The organism is Heyndrickxia vini, assembly GCF_016772275.1.
GTDB lineage: Bacteria > Bacillota > Bacilli > Bacillales > Bacillaceae_C > Heyndrickxia > Heyndrickxia vini.
The window spans coordinates 3845866-3862056 of the sequence record NZ_CP065425.1 but is presented as its reverse complement, the minus strand read 5'-3'; the positions used below and the strand labels follow the sequence as shown (position 1 = coordinate 3862056).

15 protein-coding genes and 1 pseudogene are annotated in these 16191 nt (G+C 35.3%); 10 read left to right on the top strand and 6 right to left on the bottom strand.

Annotated features, from left to right (window positions below; all coding sequences use genetic code 11):
* Positions 1 to 194: 194 nt before the first annotated feature.
* Entirely contained in the window at positions 195 to 1661 is a 1467-nt protein-coding gene (locus I5776_RS19180; RefSeq protein ID WP_202778108.1) for an amidase family protein, read from the top strand.
* A gap of 62 nt (positions 1662 to 1723) precedes the next feature.
* Here I5776_RS19180 and I5776_RS19175 read toward each other — a convergent pair whose 3' ends face one another.
* Complete coding sequence (locus I5776_RS19175) at positions 1724 to 2290, bottom strand: hypothetical protein (protein ID WP_202778107.1); 567 nt, start codon at positions 2288 to 2290, stop codon at positions 1724 to 1726.
* Positions 2291 to 2532: 242 nt separating this feature from the next.
* Positions 2533 to 2670: a hypothetical protein gene (locus I5776_RS19170; RefSeq protein ID WP_202778106.1), complete on the bottom strand. Its 138-nt coding sequence runs from the start codon at positions 2668 to 2670 to the stop codon at positions 2533 to 2535.
* Between the two features lie 205 nt (positions 2671 to 2875).
* Here I5776_RS19170 and htpG point away from each other — a divergent pair, with 205 nt between their 5' ends.
* From htpG to rlmD, 6 genes are all read left to right on the top strand, one after another.
* Positions 2876 to 4753, top strand: coding sequence for a molecular chaperone HtpG (gene htpG / locus I5776_RS19165; protein ID WP_202778105.1), 1878 nt, complete (start codon positions 2876 to 2878; stop codon positions 4751 to 4753).
* A gap of 505 nt (positions 4754 to 5258) precedes the next feature.
* Complete coding sequence (locus I5776_RS19160) at positions 5259 to 5936, top strand: PspA/IM30 family protein (protein ID WP_202778104.1); 678 nt, start codon at positions 5259 to 5261, stop codon at positions 5934 to 5936.
* A gap of 97 nt (positions 5937 to 6033) precedes the next feature.
* Positions 6034 to 7062 (top strand): TFIIB-type zinc ribbon-containing protein, encoded by a 1029-nt coding sequence (locus I5776_RS19155; protein ID WP_108070033.1) that lies wholly within the window; start codon positions 6034 to 6036, stop codon positions 7060 to 7062.
* On the top strand, positions 7059 to 7847 hold the full coding sequence (locus I5776_RS19150; RefSeq protein WP_246483848.1) for a TPM domain-containing protein: 789 nt from the start codon (positions 7059 to 7061) through the stop codon (positions 7845 to 7847). The genes I5776_RS19155 and I5776_RS19150 overlap by 4 nt, the downstream gene beginning before the upstream one ends.
* Positions 7848 to 7881: 34 nt before the next feature.
* Positions 7882 to 8877 carry an SPFH domain-containing protein gene (locus I5776_RS19145; protein WP_202778103.1) on the top strand — a complete coding sequence of 332 codons (996 nt, stop codon included), beginning with the start codon at positions 7882 to 7884 and terminating at the stop codon, positions 8875 to 8877.
* Positions 8878 to 9268: 391 nt separating this feature from the next.
* Positions 9269 to 10642, top strand: a complete 1374-nt coding sequence (rlmD, locus tag I5776_RS19140; protein WP_202778102.1) for a 23S rRNA (uracil(1939)-C(5))-methyltransferase RlmD — start codon at positions 9269 to 9271, stop codon at positions 10640 to 10642.
* 15 nt (positions 10643 to 10657) lie between these two features.
* Here the strand turns inward: rlmD and I5776_RS19135 are convergent, their stop codons facing one another.
* The 4 genes and pseudogenes from I5776_RS19135 to I5776_RS19125 form a co-directional block, all read right to left on the bottom strand.
* Complete coding sequence (locus I5776_RS19135) at positions 10658 to 11710, bottom strand: recombinase family protein (protein ID WP_246484023.1); 1053 nt, start codon at positions 11708 to 11710, stop codon at positions 10658 to 10660.
* A 57-nt stretch (positions 11711 to 11767) separates the two neighbouring features.
* Positions 11768 to 12142: pseudogene (locus I5776_RS21525) on the bottom strand (recombinase family protein); the annotation flags it as partial.
* Between the two features lie 164 nt (positions 12143 to 12306).
* A complete protein-coding gene (locus I5776_RS19130) occupies positions 12307 to 13851 on the bottom strand; it encodes a recombinase family protein (protein WP_246483847.1) in 1545 nt (514 codons plus the stop codon).
* Positions 13852 to 13859: 8 nt separating this feature from the next.
* Positions 13860 to 14009, bottom strand: a complete 150-nt coding sequence (locus I5776_RS19125; RefSeq protein ID WP_202778099.1) for a hypothetical protein — start codon at positions 14007 to 14009, stop codon at positions 13860 to 13862.
* Between the two features lie 659 nt (positions 14010 to 14668).
* On the opposite strand from I5776_RS19125, the gene I5776_RS19120 reads away from it, so the two are divergent.
* From I5776_RS19120 to I5776_RS19110, 3 genes are all read left to right on the top strand, one after another.
* On the top strand, positions 14669 to 15091 hold the full coding sequence (locus I5776_RS19120) for an NUDIX hydrolase (RefSeq protein WP_202778098.1): 423 nt from the start codon (positions 14669 to 14671) through the stop codon (positions 15089 to 15091).
* A 119-nt stretch (positions 15092 to 15210) separates the two neighbouring features.
* A complete protein-coding gene (locus I5776_RS19115; protein ID WP_202778097.1) occupies positions 15211 to 15378 on the top strand; it encodes a hypothetical protein in 168 nt (55 codons plus the stop codon).
* 200 nt (positions 15379 to 15578) lie between these two features.
* Positions 15579 to 16160: a recombinase family protein gene (locus I5776_RS19110; RefSeq protein ID WP_202780868.1), complete on the top strand. Its 582-nt coding sequence runs from the start codon at positions 15579 to 15581 to the stop codon at positions 16158 to 16160.
* Positions 16161 to 16191 lie beyond the last annotated feature (31 nt).

Here is a 16191-nt window from a genome sequence, read left to right as displayed (position 1 = left end):
CCATGTTTCGCGAACGATTATTAAGAAGTTAAATTGATATTTTAAAATAATAGTTTTACAAAAATAAACAAAATGTGTAAAGCTAGTTTTAAATAATAATTTGACATAACAAAGGTGTATAGCTGAATAATAAAGAAAACTACAGTAGATGTTCATTATAGAAAATGAAATTTAATTTGAAAGGAGAGAGGAAAGTGGAAAACAATTTTAATGATAGATTATTTGAGGAGAGAACCATTACACAAATACAGGCAGCGATGGCGGCCGGTGAATTAACTTCAAAAGACCTCGTAATGTACTACTTATTAAGAATCGCCAAGTATGACCAAGATGGCCCGAAAATTAACTCCATCCTTGAAATTAATCCCGATGCTATTTTTATTGCGGAAGGATTGGATCATGAGAGAAAAACAAAAGGGGCAAGGGGACCACTTCATGGAATTCCCGTTCTATTAAAGGATAATATTTCGACAAAGGATTATATGCATACAAGTGCAGGTACATTAGCCTTAGAAAACTATATCAGTGAAAAAGATGCCTTTTTGGTTGAAAAATTGCGTGAGGCGGGAGCCGTTATTTTAGGAAAGACGAATATGACAGAGCTTGCCAATGGGATGTCTAGTAAAATGTGGGCTGGATATAGTACTAGGGGGGGACAAGTAGTAAATCCGTATGGATCTGAATTTTTCGTCGGCGGATCAAGTACCGGATCAGCTGCTGCAGTAGCTGCAAATTTTGCTGCTTTGGCTGTTGGGACGGAGACGGATGCTTCGATATTAAGCCCTTCCGTTCAACATTCAGTGGTTGGAATTAAACCAACTGTCGGATTAATTAGTCGTTCGGGAATCATTCCTTTTACATATTCGCAAGATACAGCAGGACCGATGGCAAGATCCGTTTCAGATGCAGCAATTTTACTAGGCGCTTTAACAGGTGTTGATCTAATGGATTCCGCAACATTTAAAAGTGATGAACGTGCAAGAAAGGACTATACTAGTTTTCTAGAGAAAGATGGTTTAAAAGGAGCAAAGATTGGCGTATTTACGCAAGCTCCTGAAAATTGCTTCATGCCGGGTGAGTATGACGAAGGATTATTTGAGCAGGCCATCCTTTCTATGCAAGAGGCGGGGGCAACGATGGTTATTGATATTGATCTCCCTAGCTTTCATCGAAAGTGGAGCTGGTCGGTCAATCATTATGAAATGAAGCATAGCTTGGACAATTTTCTTGCACAATTACCATCTACTATACCGGTGCATTCCATTAAAGAATTGATTGACTTTAATCGGGAACATTCAGACAGAGCACTGAAGTATGGTCAGGATAAACTCGAATTTAGGGATTCATTATCTAATACATTAAGAGAATCAGAATATTTGTTAGCCAAAATAGAAGATTTATATTATGCACGTGATAAAGGGATTGATGAAGCATTAGAAAAATATGAACTTGATGCTATTCTTTTTCCAGCCTATGTCGGTTCAACAATAAGTGCAAAAGCAGGTTACCCATCCATTGCACTTCCAGCAGGTTATATGGAAAATGGCAGACCCTTTGGAATTACGCTTGCAGCAGGTGCATTCAGCGAAGGGGTGTTAATAAAATTAGGTTATGCTTTTGAACAAGCAACCCTATCTCGCCGAAATCCAAGTTTGAAATAAGATAATGATTACCGCCTTAAATGGCGGTTTTCATCAAAATCTCACTATCCTGATAAAGTCGCTCACCGTAAATGATGATACTCTTTATAAAACGTTGTAAACATATCGAAGCTTCTAATAAAGCTCATATGTAGATTGCGAATTTGTCTATTCAAGGTCGACCTTGAATGGAATTTGGAGTTTTTTAATTCGACAATCTCATTCTCCAAGGAAAGACATGTTACAAGGGCCATCTTTAAATATTCTTTAGTTTCCTGTGAATATTTTTCGCGAAAGGCTAATTCGATTAATATGTCTTTCGTCTCTTTTACTTCATTTAACATTGTATTGAGTTGATCGGATTCTTTTATCTTAACTGGTTTGCCACTGACTAACCATTGTTGTTCAAACATTGGCAGAACGTATTGTGTACGATCATCAGTTAGTGTGTTTTTCTTCTTTGAATTGTAAATGTTTTTAAAATCATTTAATTCCTTTTTGTACGCCTTTACAACAATATTATCAGCATCATAGGAAATCGATTTAGTGAAACTAATAGGTGAATATGGAAAATACCAATTGATGCAGATAAGAAATAATACAATAAAGAAAACAATTAAACTAGAAACCCATATTACTTTTTTTTTCACAAAATTACCCCCTCATTCGTATATATGTCCCATTTGTTTTAATATTTCTTTTAGGCTTTGTTAAAGTTCAGTATTGATATTGACGCCATGTTGATTGGAGCGGAAGGTGCGAGACTCCTGCGGGATCAGCTGGACAGATGGGACCCCGCGGGGAGCGAAGCGATGAGGAGGCTCATCGCCTGCCCCGCGGAAAGCGAGTACCTGCAGCGGAAATCAACAATCCAATTTAATAGAGATTTCTTTTAAGAAGTTTTTTCTTCCTTCTCAAGATTGATGACTCTTTCACCCAGCTCATAAAGCATAAATCCAGATCCGTCAATGTCTTTACATATTTGTGCAAATGCGATTGCATCAGTTTGCTTAATAACTCTTAGTTTCATTCATTTATCTCAACTCTTTCAAAAGTGATTACCGAAAAGGTTTCGTTAAGAGTACGAAGATTCCTTCTTTTTTCAAAAGAATTAACCTATCCAATAAATTGACAGTAACCAATCATTTATGTTATTAAAATAATGTAGTTAGCACTCCCTGTGTTAGAGTGCTAAAATGAAAGGTAGAGTATTTAATTTGGAAGGAGATACGAAAATGGCAAAGAAGCAATTTAAAGCAGAGTCGAAACGACTGTTAGAAATGATGATTAACTCCATCTATTCACAAAAAGAAATCTTCTTAAGAGAATTAATTTCGAATGCTAGTGATGCGATCGATAAAATTTATTACAAAGCATTAACAGATGATTCATTACGCTTTGATAAAGACAGCTATTTTATTAAAGTCGATGCCGATAAAGAAAATAGAACATTAAAAATCGCTGATACTGGGATCGGGATGACAAAAGAAGAGCTAGAAAACAATCTTGGAACGATTGCGAAAAGTGGTTCTTTAGCATTCAAAAGCGAAAATGAAGCAAAGGATGGCCATGATATCATTGGTCAATTTGGTGTTGGCTTCTACTCCGCGTTTATGGTTGCAGACGAGCTAACCGTTATCAGTAAAGCACTAGGCAGTGACGAAGCATACAAATGGGAGTCAAAAGGTGCTGATGGGTACAAAATCGAGCCATGTGATAAAGATTCCGTTGGTACTGAAATCACTCTGAAAATTAAAGAGAACACGGAAGATGAACAGTATGACGAATATTTAGATGAATATCGTTTAAAAGCCATCATCAAGAAATATTCCGATTTTATCCGCTACCCAATCAAAATGGAAGTAACAAGCAGCAAGCTAAAAGAAGGCAGCGAAAACGAATATGAAGAGTTCAAAGAGGAACAAACCATTAATAGCATGGTTCCGATTTGGAGAAAAAATAAAAGCGAGCTAACACCTGAAGATTATGACAATTTTTATCAAGAAAAACGTTATGGCTTCGATAAACCGTTAAAACATATTCATATTAAAGTCGATGGGACAGTAAGGTACAATGCGATTTTATTTATTCCGGAAAACATTCCTTTCGATTATTACTCAAAAGAATTTGAAAAAGGACTAGAGCTTTATTCAAATGGCGTGTTAATTATGGAAAAATGCTCCGACCTGCTTCCTGACTACTTTAGCTTTGTAAAAGGAATGGTTGATTCAGAAGATTTATCTTTAAACATTTCACGTGAAATTTTACAACAAGATAAACAACTGAAATTCATAGCAAAAAACATTAAGAGCAAGATTAAACGTGAATTGGAAAGTCTGTTAAAAGACGACCGTGAAAAATATGAAAAGTTCTATAACTCGTTCGGTAGACAATTGAAATTTGGCGTCTACAATGATTTCGGACAAGATAAAGACGTGTTGCAAGACTTAATTATGTTCTATTCATCAAAAGAGAAGAAATTAGTCACTTTAGATGAATACGTATCAAGAATGCCTGAAGATCAAAAATACATTTATTATGCAACAGGTGATTCAATCGAACGAATTGACAAACTGCCACAAACAGAACTTGTCGCTGAAAAAGGATACGAAATTCTCTACTTCACAGACGATGTCGATGAATTCGCAATCAAAATGCTTATGAACTATAAAGAAAAAGAATTTAAATCCGTTTCTAGTGGTGACTTAGGCATTGAAGAAGAAAGCGAAAAACAATCAGAATCAGAAGAGAAAGAAAGCAAAGAACTATTCGATTATATGAAAGAAGTATTGGCTGACAAAGTGAAAAGTGTTAGAGCTTCAAAACGTTTGAAATCACACCCTGTTTGTTTAACAGCTGAAGGCGAAGTATCGATTGAAATGGAAAAAGTTCTAAACGCAATGCCAAACAATCAGCAAGTAAAAGCGGATAAAGTATTAGAAATTAATGTGAACCATGAAGTATTTGAATCATTGAAAGCAGCTTTCGAACAGGACAAGGACAAAGTAAAACTATTCACAAACCTTTTATACAATCAAGCCTTGTTAATTGAAGGTTTACCGATCAACGATCCGGTTGAGTTTACGAATGATATTTGTAAAGTAATGGTATAAAGGAAAAGGGTTGTCTGAACAAAAAGTGTCAGACAACCCTTTGTTTTTTTTTTAGGACTAATTGTTAGGAATTACTATGATTTATTTACTATCAGTTGTCTCAAACCGCATTTAAATTAAAATATCTTCTTTTGTGACAAATTGGGTCATATTTCTACAAAACTATTAATCAAACGTTTGATTAAATTGGGCAATGCCATGATATAACTGGGATTAGATAATTAATCAATCGTTTGATTAAAACATCTTTTCGTAGTTTTGGTATATAAAGGTGAAAGTTAATTTCAAGTTTGTAAAGTTTCGTAATCGTTTTGTCCAAGTGAAAAAATGAAACTTTTTTTAAAGAAACTCAGTATATAGTATTAATAAAAGTTTTATCTGTTCTTTATGAAGATGGTATTGCATAGGTAAAGGATAGAGTGCAGATTATGTAAAGCAATCAGCTATGATAGTAGATAGTGAAATTTTAAAATTGATGATAAAGAATAAGGAGGAATCACATAAGATGAGTATTATTACAAGATTTAAAGATATTATGTCCAGCAATATTAACGCATTATTAGATAAGGCGGAAAATCCAGAGAAAATGATCGATCAATATTTAAGAAATTTAAATAGGGATTTAGGAAAGGTAAAATCAGAAACGGCGTCAGTTATGGCGGAAGAGCAGCGGTCAAAAAGGGCGTTGACTGAGTGTCAGGAAGAAATGGAGAAGATGGAACGCTATGCCGTAAAAGCATTAGAAGCGGGTAATGAAGGCGATGCGAGAAAGTTTCTAGAAAAGAAGGGTTCATTAGGAACGAAATCTACGGAGTTACAAGCCTCTTATCAATTGGCATCTTCTAATTCACTGCAGATGAAGCAGATGCACGATAAACTTGTTGCAGATATTGGTGAACTAGAATCAAGAAGAAGTATGTTAAAGGCAAAATGGTCAGTTGCTAAAACACAAGAACGGATAAATAAGCTAGGGTCATCCGCGGCAGATTCTGGCCATTCAATTTCAGCTTTTGGACGAATGGAAGAGAAAGTGAATCGTGCTTTAGATGAAGCAAATGCGATGGCTGAATTGAATGCTGGTCCAAAGGATGATATTGAGGATTTAACCGCTAAATACGACGATTCTCCCAATGTAGATAATGAATTAGCTGCGTTGAAGGAGAGAATAAAGAATAATGGATAACTCCTTTTTGGAGAGGGATTGACTCAAAACGGTTTTATTCAGTGCTGAACAACTATCCATTATAACCTTTGCTTGATAAATACGAGGTGAGTAAAACGTGATACTTCATTATAAATGCCCGAGCTGTGGCAGTGACATGGGGTTTGACAGTGAATCCGGAAAATTGTCCTGTGAAAGCTGTGGGAACCAAGAAACAATTGAAAATTACCCAGAAGAACTAATCGAATCAAGATTTTCCGAAGACGAGGCAAAGGAATACCATTGTGAGAATTGTGGAGCGGTGTTAATTACCGAAACAGAAACTGTAGCGACAAGCTGCAGTTTTTGCGGTGCTGGTGTAGTTATAGCAGATCGCTTATCAGGTCATCTTGCACCTGCAAAGGTTATTCCGTTTACAATTAGTAAGGAAGAGGCTAGAGAAGCTTTTAAGAAATGGTGCAGAAAAGGGCTTCTTACTCCTAAAGGATTTATGAACGCGGATCGAATTAAAAGTATCACAGGAATGTATGTGCCATTTTGGCTATTTGACTTAAATAGTAAGGTGCAAGTTGATGCAGTTTGTACGAAGGTCCGAACATATACAAGAGGAGACTATATTTATACGGAAACGAAATATTATGATGCTTTTCGAGATTTGAATCTTGATTATGTAAAAATCCCTGTTGATGCGTCTGAGAAAATGAATGATGAGTTAATGGATAAGCTGGAGCCTTATCCATATGAGCAGCTAAAGGATTTTAAAACCCCATACTTAGCGGGTTATATTGCTGAAAGATATAATTATTCGGATGAAGAATTGCTTCCTCGGGCGAAGGATAAAATTAGCGGATATATTGACTCTTATGTTAGTTCTACTTTTTCCGGCTATCATTCCGTAAGCTATAGAAATAAGCAAGTTGATACGAGAAATGTGAAAAGTGATTATGTGCTTCTCCCTGTATGGATGGTCAGCTATGATTATAATAAATCTGAGCATACTTTTGCGATGAATGGACAGACAGGAAAAGTCGTTGGAAAACCACCTACTAGTAAGGGGAAAGTGGCTATGTGGTTTGGCGGAATTGCCAGTGGAACCTTTCTTGCCTTAAAATGTTTCTCCTTATTTATGGGAGGTGGCTTTTGGTGAGTAAAGTGAGAAAAATAAGCTATTTCTTTATGCTATTGTCCATCATTTTTGTGTTATTTTTACCTAGAATAACAGCGCAGGCTGAATCACTTAATCAAAAACAATTCGTGTATGATGATGCAAAATTGTTAACGAAAGAAGAAAAGGCAGAGTTAGAGGCATTATCGAGTAAATTGAGCAAGGAAAGAAACACAGCTTTTCTCATCATCACTGTCAATGGAACAGAAGGAAAAAACTTCGTTCAATACGTAGAGGACTTTTACGATGAAAAAGCCCCAGGATATGATAAGCCTCATGGAAATACAGCGATATTATTCCTTGATATGAAAAATAGAGATGTTCATTTAGAGGGATATAAAAAGGCAGAGGACTATTTAGGCAATAATCGGCTTGATTCTATTCGGAAAAAAATAACACCTTTTTTATCAAGTGGGGATTATTTCAAAGCATTCTCGTCATTTATTACTCTATCTCATGAGTATATGGGATATAGACCGGGGATAAGTCCAGACAATCTAGTGTTTAAATGGTGGTTTCAGTTGATTGTTGCTATAGGTCTCGCAGGTGTTATTGTTGGTCTGATGGCCTACCGTACCGGGGGAAGAGTTACTGTAAATTCGCATACCTATTTGAATAGTAATCAATCGAGAATCATTAATAAGTCTGATCGTTTTGTTAGACAAACCGTGACCAAACAGAAAAAACCATCTAATAATAATAACAGTGGTGGAGGCGGAATTTCCAGAGGGGGCCATTCTCATAGTGGCAGCAGTGGCAAGTTTTAACTATGTAATAAAAGTAGAAAGGAGCAGATGCTAGGTGTCTATTTTTAGAAACCAATTTGCTAATGTAGTAGAATGGGAAGAATTCAGAGATGATATGATTTTCTATAAATGGAGAAATCGCGAAATTAAGAAGGGAAGTCGATTAATCATTCGTCCAGGCCAAGATGCGATTTTCCTAAACAATGGAAAAATTGAAGGTGTATTTCAAGATGATGGCGAATATGATATCGAATCGCAAATCATTCCTTTCCTATCGACCTTGAAGGGTTTCAAGTTTGGCTTTAATAGCGGAATGCGTGTAGAAGTCCTTTTTATAAACACGAAGGAATTTAATGTAAAATGGGGAACCAAAAATGCAATTAATATGCCAGCACCGGGACTTCCAGGCGGAATTCCAATCCGTGCGAATGGCACATTTAATTTTAAGGTAAACGATTATATTGCCTTAATCGATAAAATCGCTGGTGTAAAGGAACAATACTTAGTTGAAGATGTGAGGACACGAATCACGTCCATCCTTGATCAGTTATTGATGAAATGGATCGCAAGAGAAGGCAAGGATATGTTCAACCTTCAGGCCAACTCCTTTGAAATTTCAAAAGGGATTCAAGAGGACTTAGATATGCAGCTCATTGATATCGGCTTATCAATTACCGGTTTCAACGTTATGAGTTTCAATTATCCAAAAGAAATTCAAGATATGATTACAAAAAACGCGTCGTTTGGAATGGTTGGGAATGTTGATCGTTATCAGCAAATTTCCATGATTGATGGGATGGCTTCTGGTAAAATGTCCGGTAGCGGTACTGCATCAGATATGGCTGGAATGATGATGGGAATGAATGTGGCCAATCAAATGATGAACCAAATGAATCAGTCGAATCAGACGAATCAAAATCAGTCTAATCAAGCCCCTTCACAGCCGCAGGCACAGGTTGATGGACAAAAGAAACCAAACTTCTGCCCTAATTGTGGAACCAAAACGGGGGAAGCAAATTTCTGTCCGAACTGCGGGCAGAAGCTTATATAACAAAATCGCTTGTGATAAACCAGTTTTCTTTTTTAGAAATCTGGTTTGTTTTTTGTAAGGCTATTTTCTTATAGTTTGTGAGGAAATAAACAATTGCCCGTTCCTTTCCGCTGCAGGAGCTTGCTTTCCGCGGGGAGGAAGTCGAGCCTCCTCGACGCTTCGCGCCTGTGGGGTCTCGACCTTTCCTCTATGTCCCGCAGGAGTCAAGCTCCTTCCGCTCCAATCCACTCAACAGTTTTTAATATTATTTCGTGTTTAAAGAAAAGCAACAATCTTTCAGAATAGAGCCTTTTGTAAAGGTTATTCCTAGTCCTATGACTTCGCAAAGAAAACAATAGTGTGATACAATCGTTTCATTATATAAATCGGTTTAAAGTAAAGGAAGAAATACATGAAAATTCAGCTACCCGTTCAAAAGAATGATTATATAGATGTTACATTTGTTGATTTAACCCATGACGGAAATGGTGTGGCCAAGGTCGATGGCTACCCAATTTTTGTTCCCAATGGTTTACCAGGCGAAAAAGCGAAAGTAAAAGTAATAAAAGTAAATAAAGGCTATGGATTCGGACGTTTAATCGAATTGTACGAAGCAAGTCCCGACAGAGTCGAACCGGATTGCCCAATCTATAAGGAGTGTGGCGGGTGCCAGCTCCAACACCTAAGCTATTCAGGACAGTTGAAAGCAAAGCGCAAACAAGTACAAGACGTGCTGCAAAGAATCGGAAAGCTAGAAGATGTCGTTGTTCATCCTGTTCTCGGAATGGAGAATCCATGGCGTTACCGCAATAAAGCGCAAGTTCCAGTTGGTGAACGTGAAGGAGGACTCATCGCTGGATTTTATCAAAACCGCAGCCATGACATTATTGATATGGAAGCCTGTCTCATCCAGCAAGAAAAAAATGACGTAGTCGTTCAAACGGTAAAAGAAATCTGTGATCGCTACGGGGTTCGTGCTTATAGTGAACAAACACATAAAGGAACACTGCGCCATATTATGGCCCGCTATGGTATGAAAACAGGCGAAATTATGATTGTCCTTATTACCCGTACGGCAGAGCTTCCAAATAAGAAAGCAATCATTGAAGAAATCACTTCCAAGCTGCCTGATGTGAAATCCGTAGTACAAAATATTAATCCGAAACGAACGAACGTCATCTTTGGGGATGAAACAAAAGTACTCTGGGGAGAAGAAGTCATTTACGATTATATTGGCAATATCAAATTCGCCATCTCAGCTAGATCTTTTTACCAAGTAAATCCTGAACAAACGAAGGTCCTCTACGACCAAGCATTAAAATATGCCAACCTAACAGGCGAGGAGACCGTCATTGACGCATATTGCGGCATTGGTACAATCTCACTCTTCCTCACGGAAAAGGCAAAAAAAGTATACGGGGTTGAAATCGTCCCCGAAGCCATCGAAGACGCTAGACGAAACGCAGAACTAAATGGAATAACAAATGTGGAGTTTGCCGTTGGTGAAGCTGAAAAAGTAATTCCGCAGTGGTATGAAGATGGAATCGTCGCAGATGTACTAGTCGTTGATCCACCGCGAAAAGGCTGTGACGAAACCTTGTTGCAAACAATCATTGATATGAAACCGAAGAAGGTTGTGTATGTCTCATGTAATCCGGCGACATTGGCAAGGGATTTGCGGGTGTTGGAGGATGGCGGGTATCGGACGGTTGAAGTGCAGCCGGTGGATATGTTTCCGCAGACTACGCATGTGGAGTGCTGTGCGTTGATAAAATTAAAAGAGTAAATAGTATTAAAAATTCTATGCGGATGGAACTGTTGGTTCTCTAAAACGATAATTGATTTCAATGGTTCCATTTGCATGTACTTCTATTTCATCTACTAACAAATGAAGCATTTCAGGGGTAAGTGTACCTTCCTTCATGAATTTATCTAAGCTCTTTTTAAAATCAATTATTTCTTTTTCAATCTTTTGAAATTCTAGCTCCTTAGATAGTTGGTGAAGGGTAGTTTCAAAATTTGAAATGTCTTCATTGGTGATATTTATGGCTAATTGATAATCTTCTTTAGATATAACACCATTAGCAAGAGAGATAACTAAATTGGATTTATCTCTCTTTTTATCGTTTAATTTTTCATTAATTTCGATTATCTTAGATTCGATTTTTTCTTTATACTTTAACGCTTTTTCACTTAATTCTTTAAAATAATTTTCCTTACTGAATTTCAAATATATCTTATTTAGGTTGGTTATTACTTTATCAGTTAAATCTATTTCACTTACGTAATGATCACTACATGCTTTTAAACCATGTTTATTATAACTTCCACAAATATAACCTTTTCGATTCTTTTTAAAATGCATTGACTTCCTGCAATCTTTGCAAACCGCAGTATTTGTAAAGAGATGTACTTCAGCTTGAGGTCTCCTTCTTTTTCTAGTTTTTAAAATCTCTTGTACAATAAGAAAGTCTTCTAAAGGTATGATTGGTTCGTGGCTTTTTTCAATAATTATTTGGTTTTCCTCATTAACTGACCTTCTTCTTTTACTGGTAACACTCGGTCTATATTCTCTGCATTGTTGTAGTGTCCCAGTATAGTGAGGATTTTCGAGAATTTTTCTTATTGAAGAACCGTGCCATTTGTCAGTAGCGTTCTTTTTGCGGGCAAGCTGCGAGGGACTAGTGACCCCCTCGTTATATAATCCCTTTGCAATTGCATCAAAACCTTTTCCAGCTATATATTCTGAAAAAATCCTTCTAACTATATCCGGTGATGAATCGTTACGAACTTTTAGTTTCTTATCTACGACTTCATAACCATACGGAGGATTAGAACCATTAAATTCAGCCATCTGTGCTTTCGTTTTAAACATGAGCTTTAAGCGTTCGCTAGTGTTTTGTGATTCAAGCTCATAGATCCAAGCGTATAAACCAAACATATTCCCCTTTTTTTCAAGAGTATTGATTGCACCATCTAATGTGATCAAATCTAAGTTATGCTGCTCAACCATATCTTTTATTTTATATGCTAATGAAACATTTCTGGCCAACCTAGATAGCTCTTTAGCTAAAATAATATCGTATTTCCCATGAATACCATCTTCAAACAGCCTTTGAAGGCCTTCACGTTTTTCGGTTGTACCAGACTTTTGGTCAATGTAAAAGTCGTAAATATCCCAACCGTTATCAGCAACATATTTGTAAAACATTCTTTGCTGATTTTCTAATGAAGACTCTTGTTCTATACGTCCTGTAGAAACTCGTACAACTATAGCGCATCTCATGAAATTTCTGTCCTTTCGTTTTTCATGAGATGTAGTGGTGTATAGTAATCATAATTACGTATTTGTATTCCGTCAATTTAGATAATGGGCGTTATAGCTGAAAATAAAAAACCACTCGAATCTCTATAACAAGCGATAACGAGTGGATCTAATAATTGATTTATTTAATTCATAAATGATTTATCGGATACACGATAATATATTTTAATATCACCATACTCTTTTACTTCAATTCTATTAATAAGCAAGTGTATTAATTCGGAAGTTAGTTGATCAAATTTTATATAATCATTAATTTCAGCTTGAATTTTATCGATATTGATTTTTTGCTTAGTATTAGAAATTTTGAGTTCTAGTTCAATTTTTTTCTTTTCGATTTTATTGATATCTTCTTCTATATCTTTGATTGTTAATTTATAAGCCTCTGGACGAATTTTCCTTTTTGAGAAGTCTTTTGTTAGTTTTATGATATCTTTCTTCAAAGTTGTTAATTCTCTTTCCGCACGAGCTATTTCTTTAGTTTCGTTGGCAATCTTCTTATTAATTTTCCTTTTAATGATATCAAACTTGTCTTCTAATTTCATTTGTAAAGAAACTTTTGATAAATCATTCAAGATGACATTAATTATTTGATCCTCTTTAATATAGTGAGGTGTGCAAGCTTTTTCACCATGCTTATTATAATTACCGCATACATACCCTTTTCTATTTTTTTTATAATGCATTCCTCTACCACAATCTTCACAAAAAATTGTATTAGTGAAAAAATGTTTTTCCTGCTGTGGTCTTGTACGGCTTCTAGAAATGATTAAATCTTGTGCAGCCCAATAAATTTCAGGAGACACTATTGCCTCATGCGTATTTTCTTTAATTGCATAATCTTTTTCTTGTACTTTTTTCCGTTCATCAATTACTGATGGTTTTGTATCTCTACATTGAACTAGCATCCCAATATAATGAGGATTCATTAATATTTTCTTGATGGTCGAGCCATGCCATTTATCGCTAGCATTAATTTTTTCACTAATTTGAGATGGTGTGGGGATTCCTTCGTTATATAAATTTCTTGCAATAGCATCAAATCCGCGACCCTCTATATACTCTCGAAAAATACGTCTAACAATTTCAGGCGTATTGTCGTTTCTTATATATAGAGTTTTATTTTTTACATAGTATCCATACGGGGCTAGTGAACCTATGAATTCGCCATCTTTTGCATTAGTTCGAAGTGCTTGTTTAATTCTATCACTGGTATTCTGAGATTCTTTTTGATAAAGCCAAGCGTATAATCCGAAGTTATCTTGATTTTTATTTAAAGTGTCGATTGCCCCATCAAGTGTTTTGATATGAATATTATTTTTGCTAATTATATCTTTTAATTTGTAAGAAAGTGGTACGTTTCTTGCTAAACGTGAAAGTTCTTTAGATAAAATTAAATCAAATTTTTCATCCTTAGCATCTTGAATTAATTGATCTAGGCCTTTTCTATTGTATTTTGTACCAGATTTGACGTCAGCATAGAAGTCATATAAGATCCATCCTTTTTCCTCAATCATTTGCTTAAATAATTTCTCTTGGTTTGCAAGAGATGTTTTTTGTTCCTCTTTAGTAGTAGATACCCTTATTATTACAGCAACCCGCAAAGGCTTTCCTGATAGATAATCTTCAAGTATTTTATTAGCTTTGTCATTATTTATATCATTTGCCATTGCGAATCTCATGATCTTTCACTTCCTTTAGCAAAATCGTGATTCGGATCAATATTGTTTGACTGAATTTTAATAAGGTTATCAATTTGTGTGTTTAATAATTCCTTTAATATTTTATCTATTGTAATTTCTCCAGAATAAATTCTTTCTACTTTCATTTTTAAATTAGCCTCCATTTAAGTTTGGTGGCTAGATTTTCAGCCGGCTTTCTGATCTAGCTGAAACATGATACTTTCGGATTTTATATATTTTAATAGGGGATAAAAAGTTTTTATTTTCAGATTTTTTTAAAAATGAAAGTAAGAAATAATAGGGGTGATTCTTTTTTATTTCTTTGAGTTACTTTTATGGATGTATAATGGAAATTTATATTCGCATATATCGACTGTAAAGATACTCTTTATAAGATGAAAAGTGTGATATAAAATGTTAAAATGAGGAAAGTAAGGGATAAAACCCCTTGCTATCCAAATGGCTGTGCCATTGTGGATTTAGAGCATAATAGTCCACCCTAACGGTTCACAGTGTAGCGGGGTGGATTATTTATTTACAGCTCTAAAATAACAATTCTATGATTTCTTTTTATAAATTAAGAGGGGGACGGGGGGCGAATATGTATTTTTTACTATTTTTCTTAGTTGTTATGGTATTAATCATTCTAATTGTTATAAAGAGAAACAATAAAAAGTTAGCCCTAGCTTTAGCTGTTATACTGTTTCTGCTTACTATTGGTGGAATTATGTTTATCAGAGATGTTGTGCAAAATTTTGCCCCATAGTTTCTAACCGAGATCAGAATATAAACAGGAGTATGAAGAATGAAAAGTTCAAATAAAATAGTTGTTGCTGTTAAAGGTGTTATTGTATATGAAGGCAGGGTATTAATAGTTCAACGTACTAAAGAAGATAAAATCGGCGGCGGAACTTGGGAATGTGTTGGTGGAAAAATAGAGTTTGGAGAAGATTTAGAATCTGCACTCTTACGAGAAATTAAAGAAGAAGTAGGATTATCTGTTACAGTAGAGAAACTTTTATATGCTACTACCTTCAAAACTGATCCAACAAGACAAGTTGTTATTTTGACTTATCTATGTAGTAGTGATAGTAGTAATGCTATTCTATCTAAGGAACATTCTAGTTTCAAGTGGGCCACTAAAGAACAATTGAGATTACTATTGTCTCCGGAAATAATAACTGATTTTGAGAAAAATAATGTTTTCTCAATAGAAGTTTTGAATTAAAATCACCTCCCTTGAAAAGTGACTGTTTCAATAAGTGGTTCACTTACCGTGGAGAAAAATCATAACAAATCATTCACTAAATAATCTAAGCTAGAACAAATAGTTAAGGGGGAAAACAATTGATAAGATATCTTATTAGTATAATTAGCTGCCTTCTTCTATTTTTTAGCGGGATGTACAATATAATTACTCATGGTTTTACATTTCCATTTCTTATTCTCTCATTGGGAGGTTTAATTGGTTTTATTGGTAGTTTATTTTACAAAGTGAAGAAAAAAGAAGCATAACTACCTTATGGACTGAAGCCTTTTCAGTCCTATTTTTTTGCTGAATTATAGTGAAAAGGATTCTACTTGATCAATAGAATTGCTCAAAACTCCAAAGTATTGAACATGAATTTCTAATACTGTAAAATAAGGGTGGTAAGCATAATCAATACTTATGTTCAAAAATATGTGCTTTAAACTGGTGTAAAGAGGTGATTTTATTGAAATATGGTTACGCTAGGGTAAGTACAATCCATCAGGATTTAGAAGTACAGCTGCAACAATTAGAAAAGGAAAACTGCGATCAAATTTTTTCTGAAATATATACTGGCACAAATAAAAAGCGGGAAGAATTTCAAAAATTAATAAATCTCTTGCAAGAAGGAGACACATTGGTAGTTACAAAATTAGACCGCTTTGCTCGGAGTACGCAAGATGCTGTAGAAATCATTAAAGATTTCTTTAATAGGAATATTAAAGTCCATGTACTAAATATGGGCATTATTGAAAATACACCAACCGGTCGTCTAATTTTTACGATTTTTTCAGCCTTTGCTGAGTTTGAAAGAGATATGATTGTAGAACGAACCCAAGAAGGAAAAATGTTGGCCAAGCAGAATCCTGATTTCCGAGAGGGAAGGCCAAAAAAATTTTCAAGGCAGCAAATTAATCATGCCTTATCATTACTAGAAAATCATTCGTATAAACAAGTTGAAGATATGACTGGGATTTCAGTATCTACGCTTGTACGAGCTAAAAAGAAAAAAAGGGCAGAGAAAATTATAGAAAAGGAACTTATTTAAAAAGTACTATTGGTGTAAACAAATTTAATAT

Excerpts from the sequence above, each read along its gene's own strand:
- rlmD (WP_202778102.1), top strand. The coding sequence starts at position 9,269 with ATGAAAATTCAGCTACCCGTTCAAAAGAATGATTATATAGATGTTACA.
- I5776_RS19130 (WP_246483847.1), bottom strand. The coding sequence starts at position 13,851 with ATGGCAAATGATATAAATAATGACAAAGCTAATAAAATACTTGAAGAT.
- htpG (WP_202778105.1), top strand. The coding sequence starts at position 2,876 with ATGGCAAAGAAGCAATTTAAAGCAGAGTCGAAACGACTGTTAGAAATG.
- I5776_RS19160 (WP_202778104.1), top strand. The coding sequence starts at position 5,259 with ATGAGTATTATTACAAGATTTAAAGATATTATGTCCAGCAATATTAAC.
- I5776_RS19125 (WP_202778099.1), bottom strand. The coding sequence starts at position 14,009 with ATGAAAGTAGAAAGAATTTATTCTGGAGAAATTACAATAGATAAAATA.
- I5776_RS19135 (WP_246484023.1), bottom strand. The coding sequence starts at position 11,710 with ATGGCTGAATTTAATGGTTCTAATCCTCCGTATGGTTATGAAGTCGTA.
- I5776_RS19120 (WP_202778098.1), top strand. The coding sequence starts at position 14,669 with ATGAAAAGTTCAAATAAAATAGTTGTTGCTGTTAAAGGTGTTATTGTA.
- I5776_RS19170 (WP_202778106.1), bottom strand. The coding sequence starts at position 2,670 with ATGAAACTAAGAGTTATTAAGCAAACTGATGCAATCGCATTTGCACAA.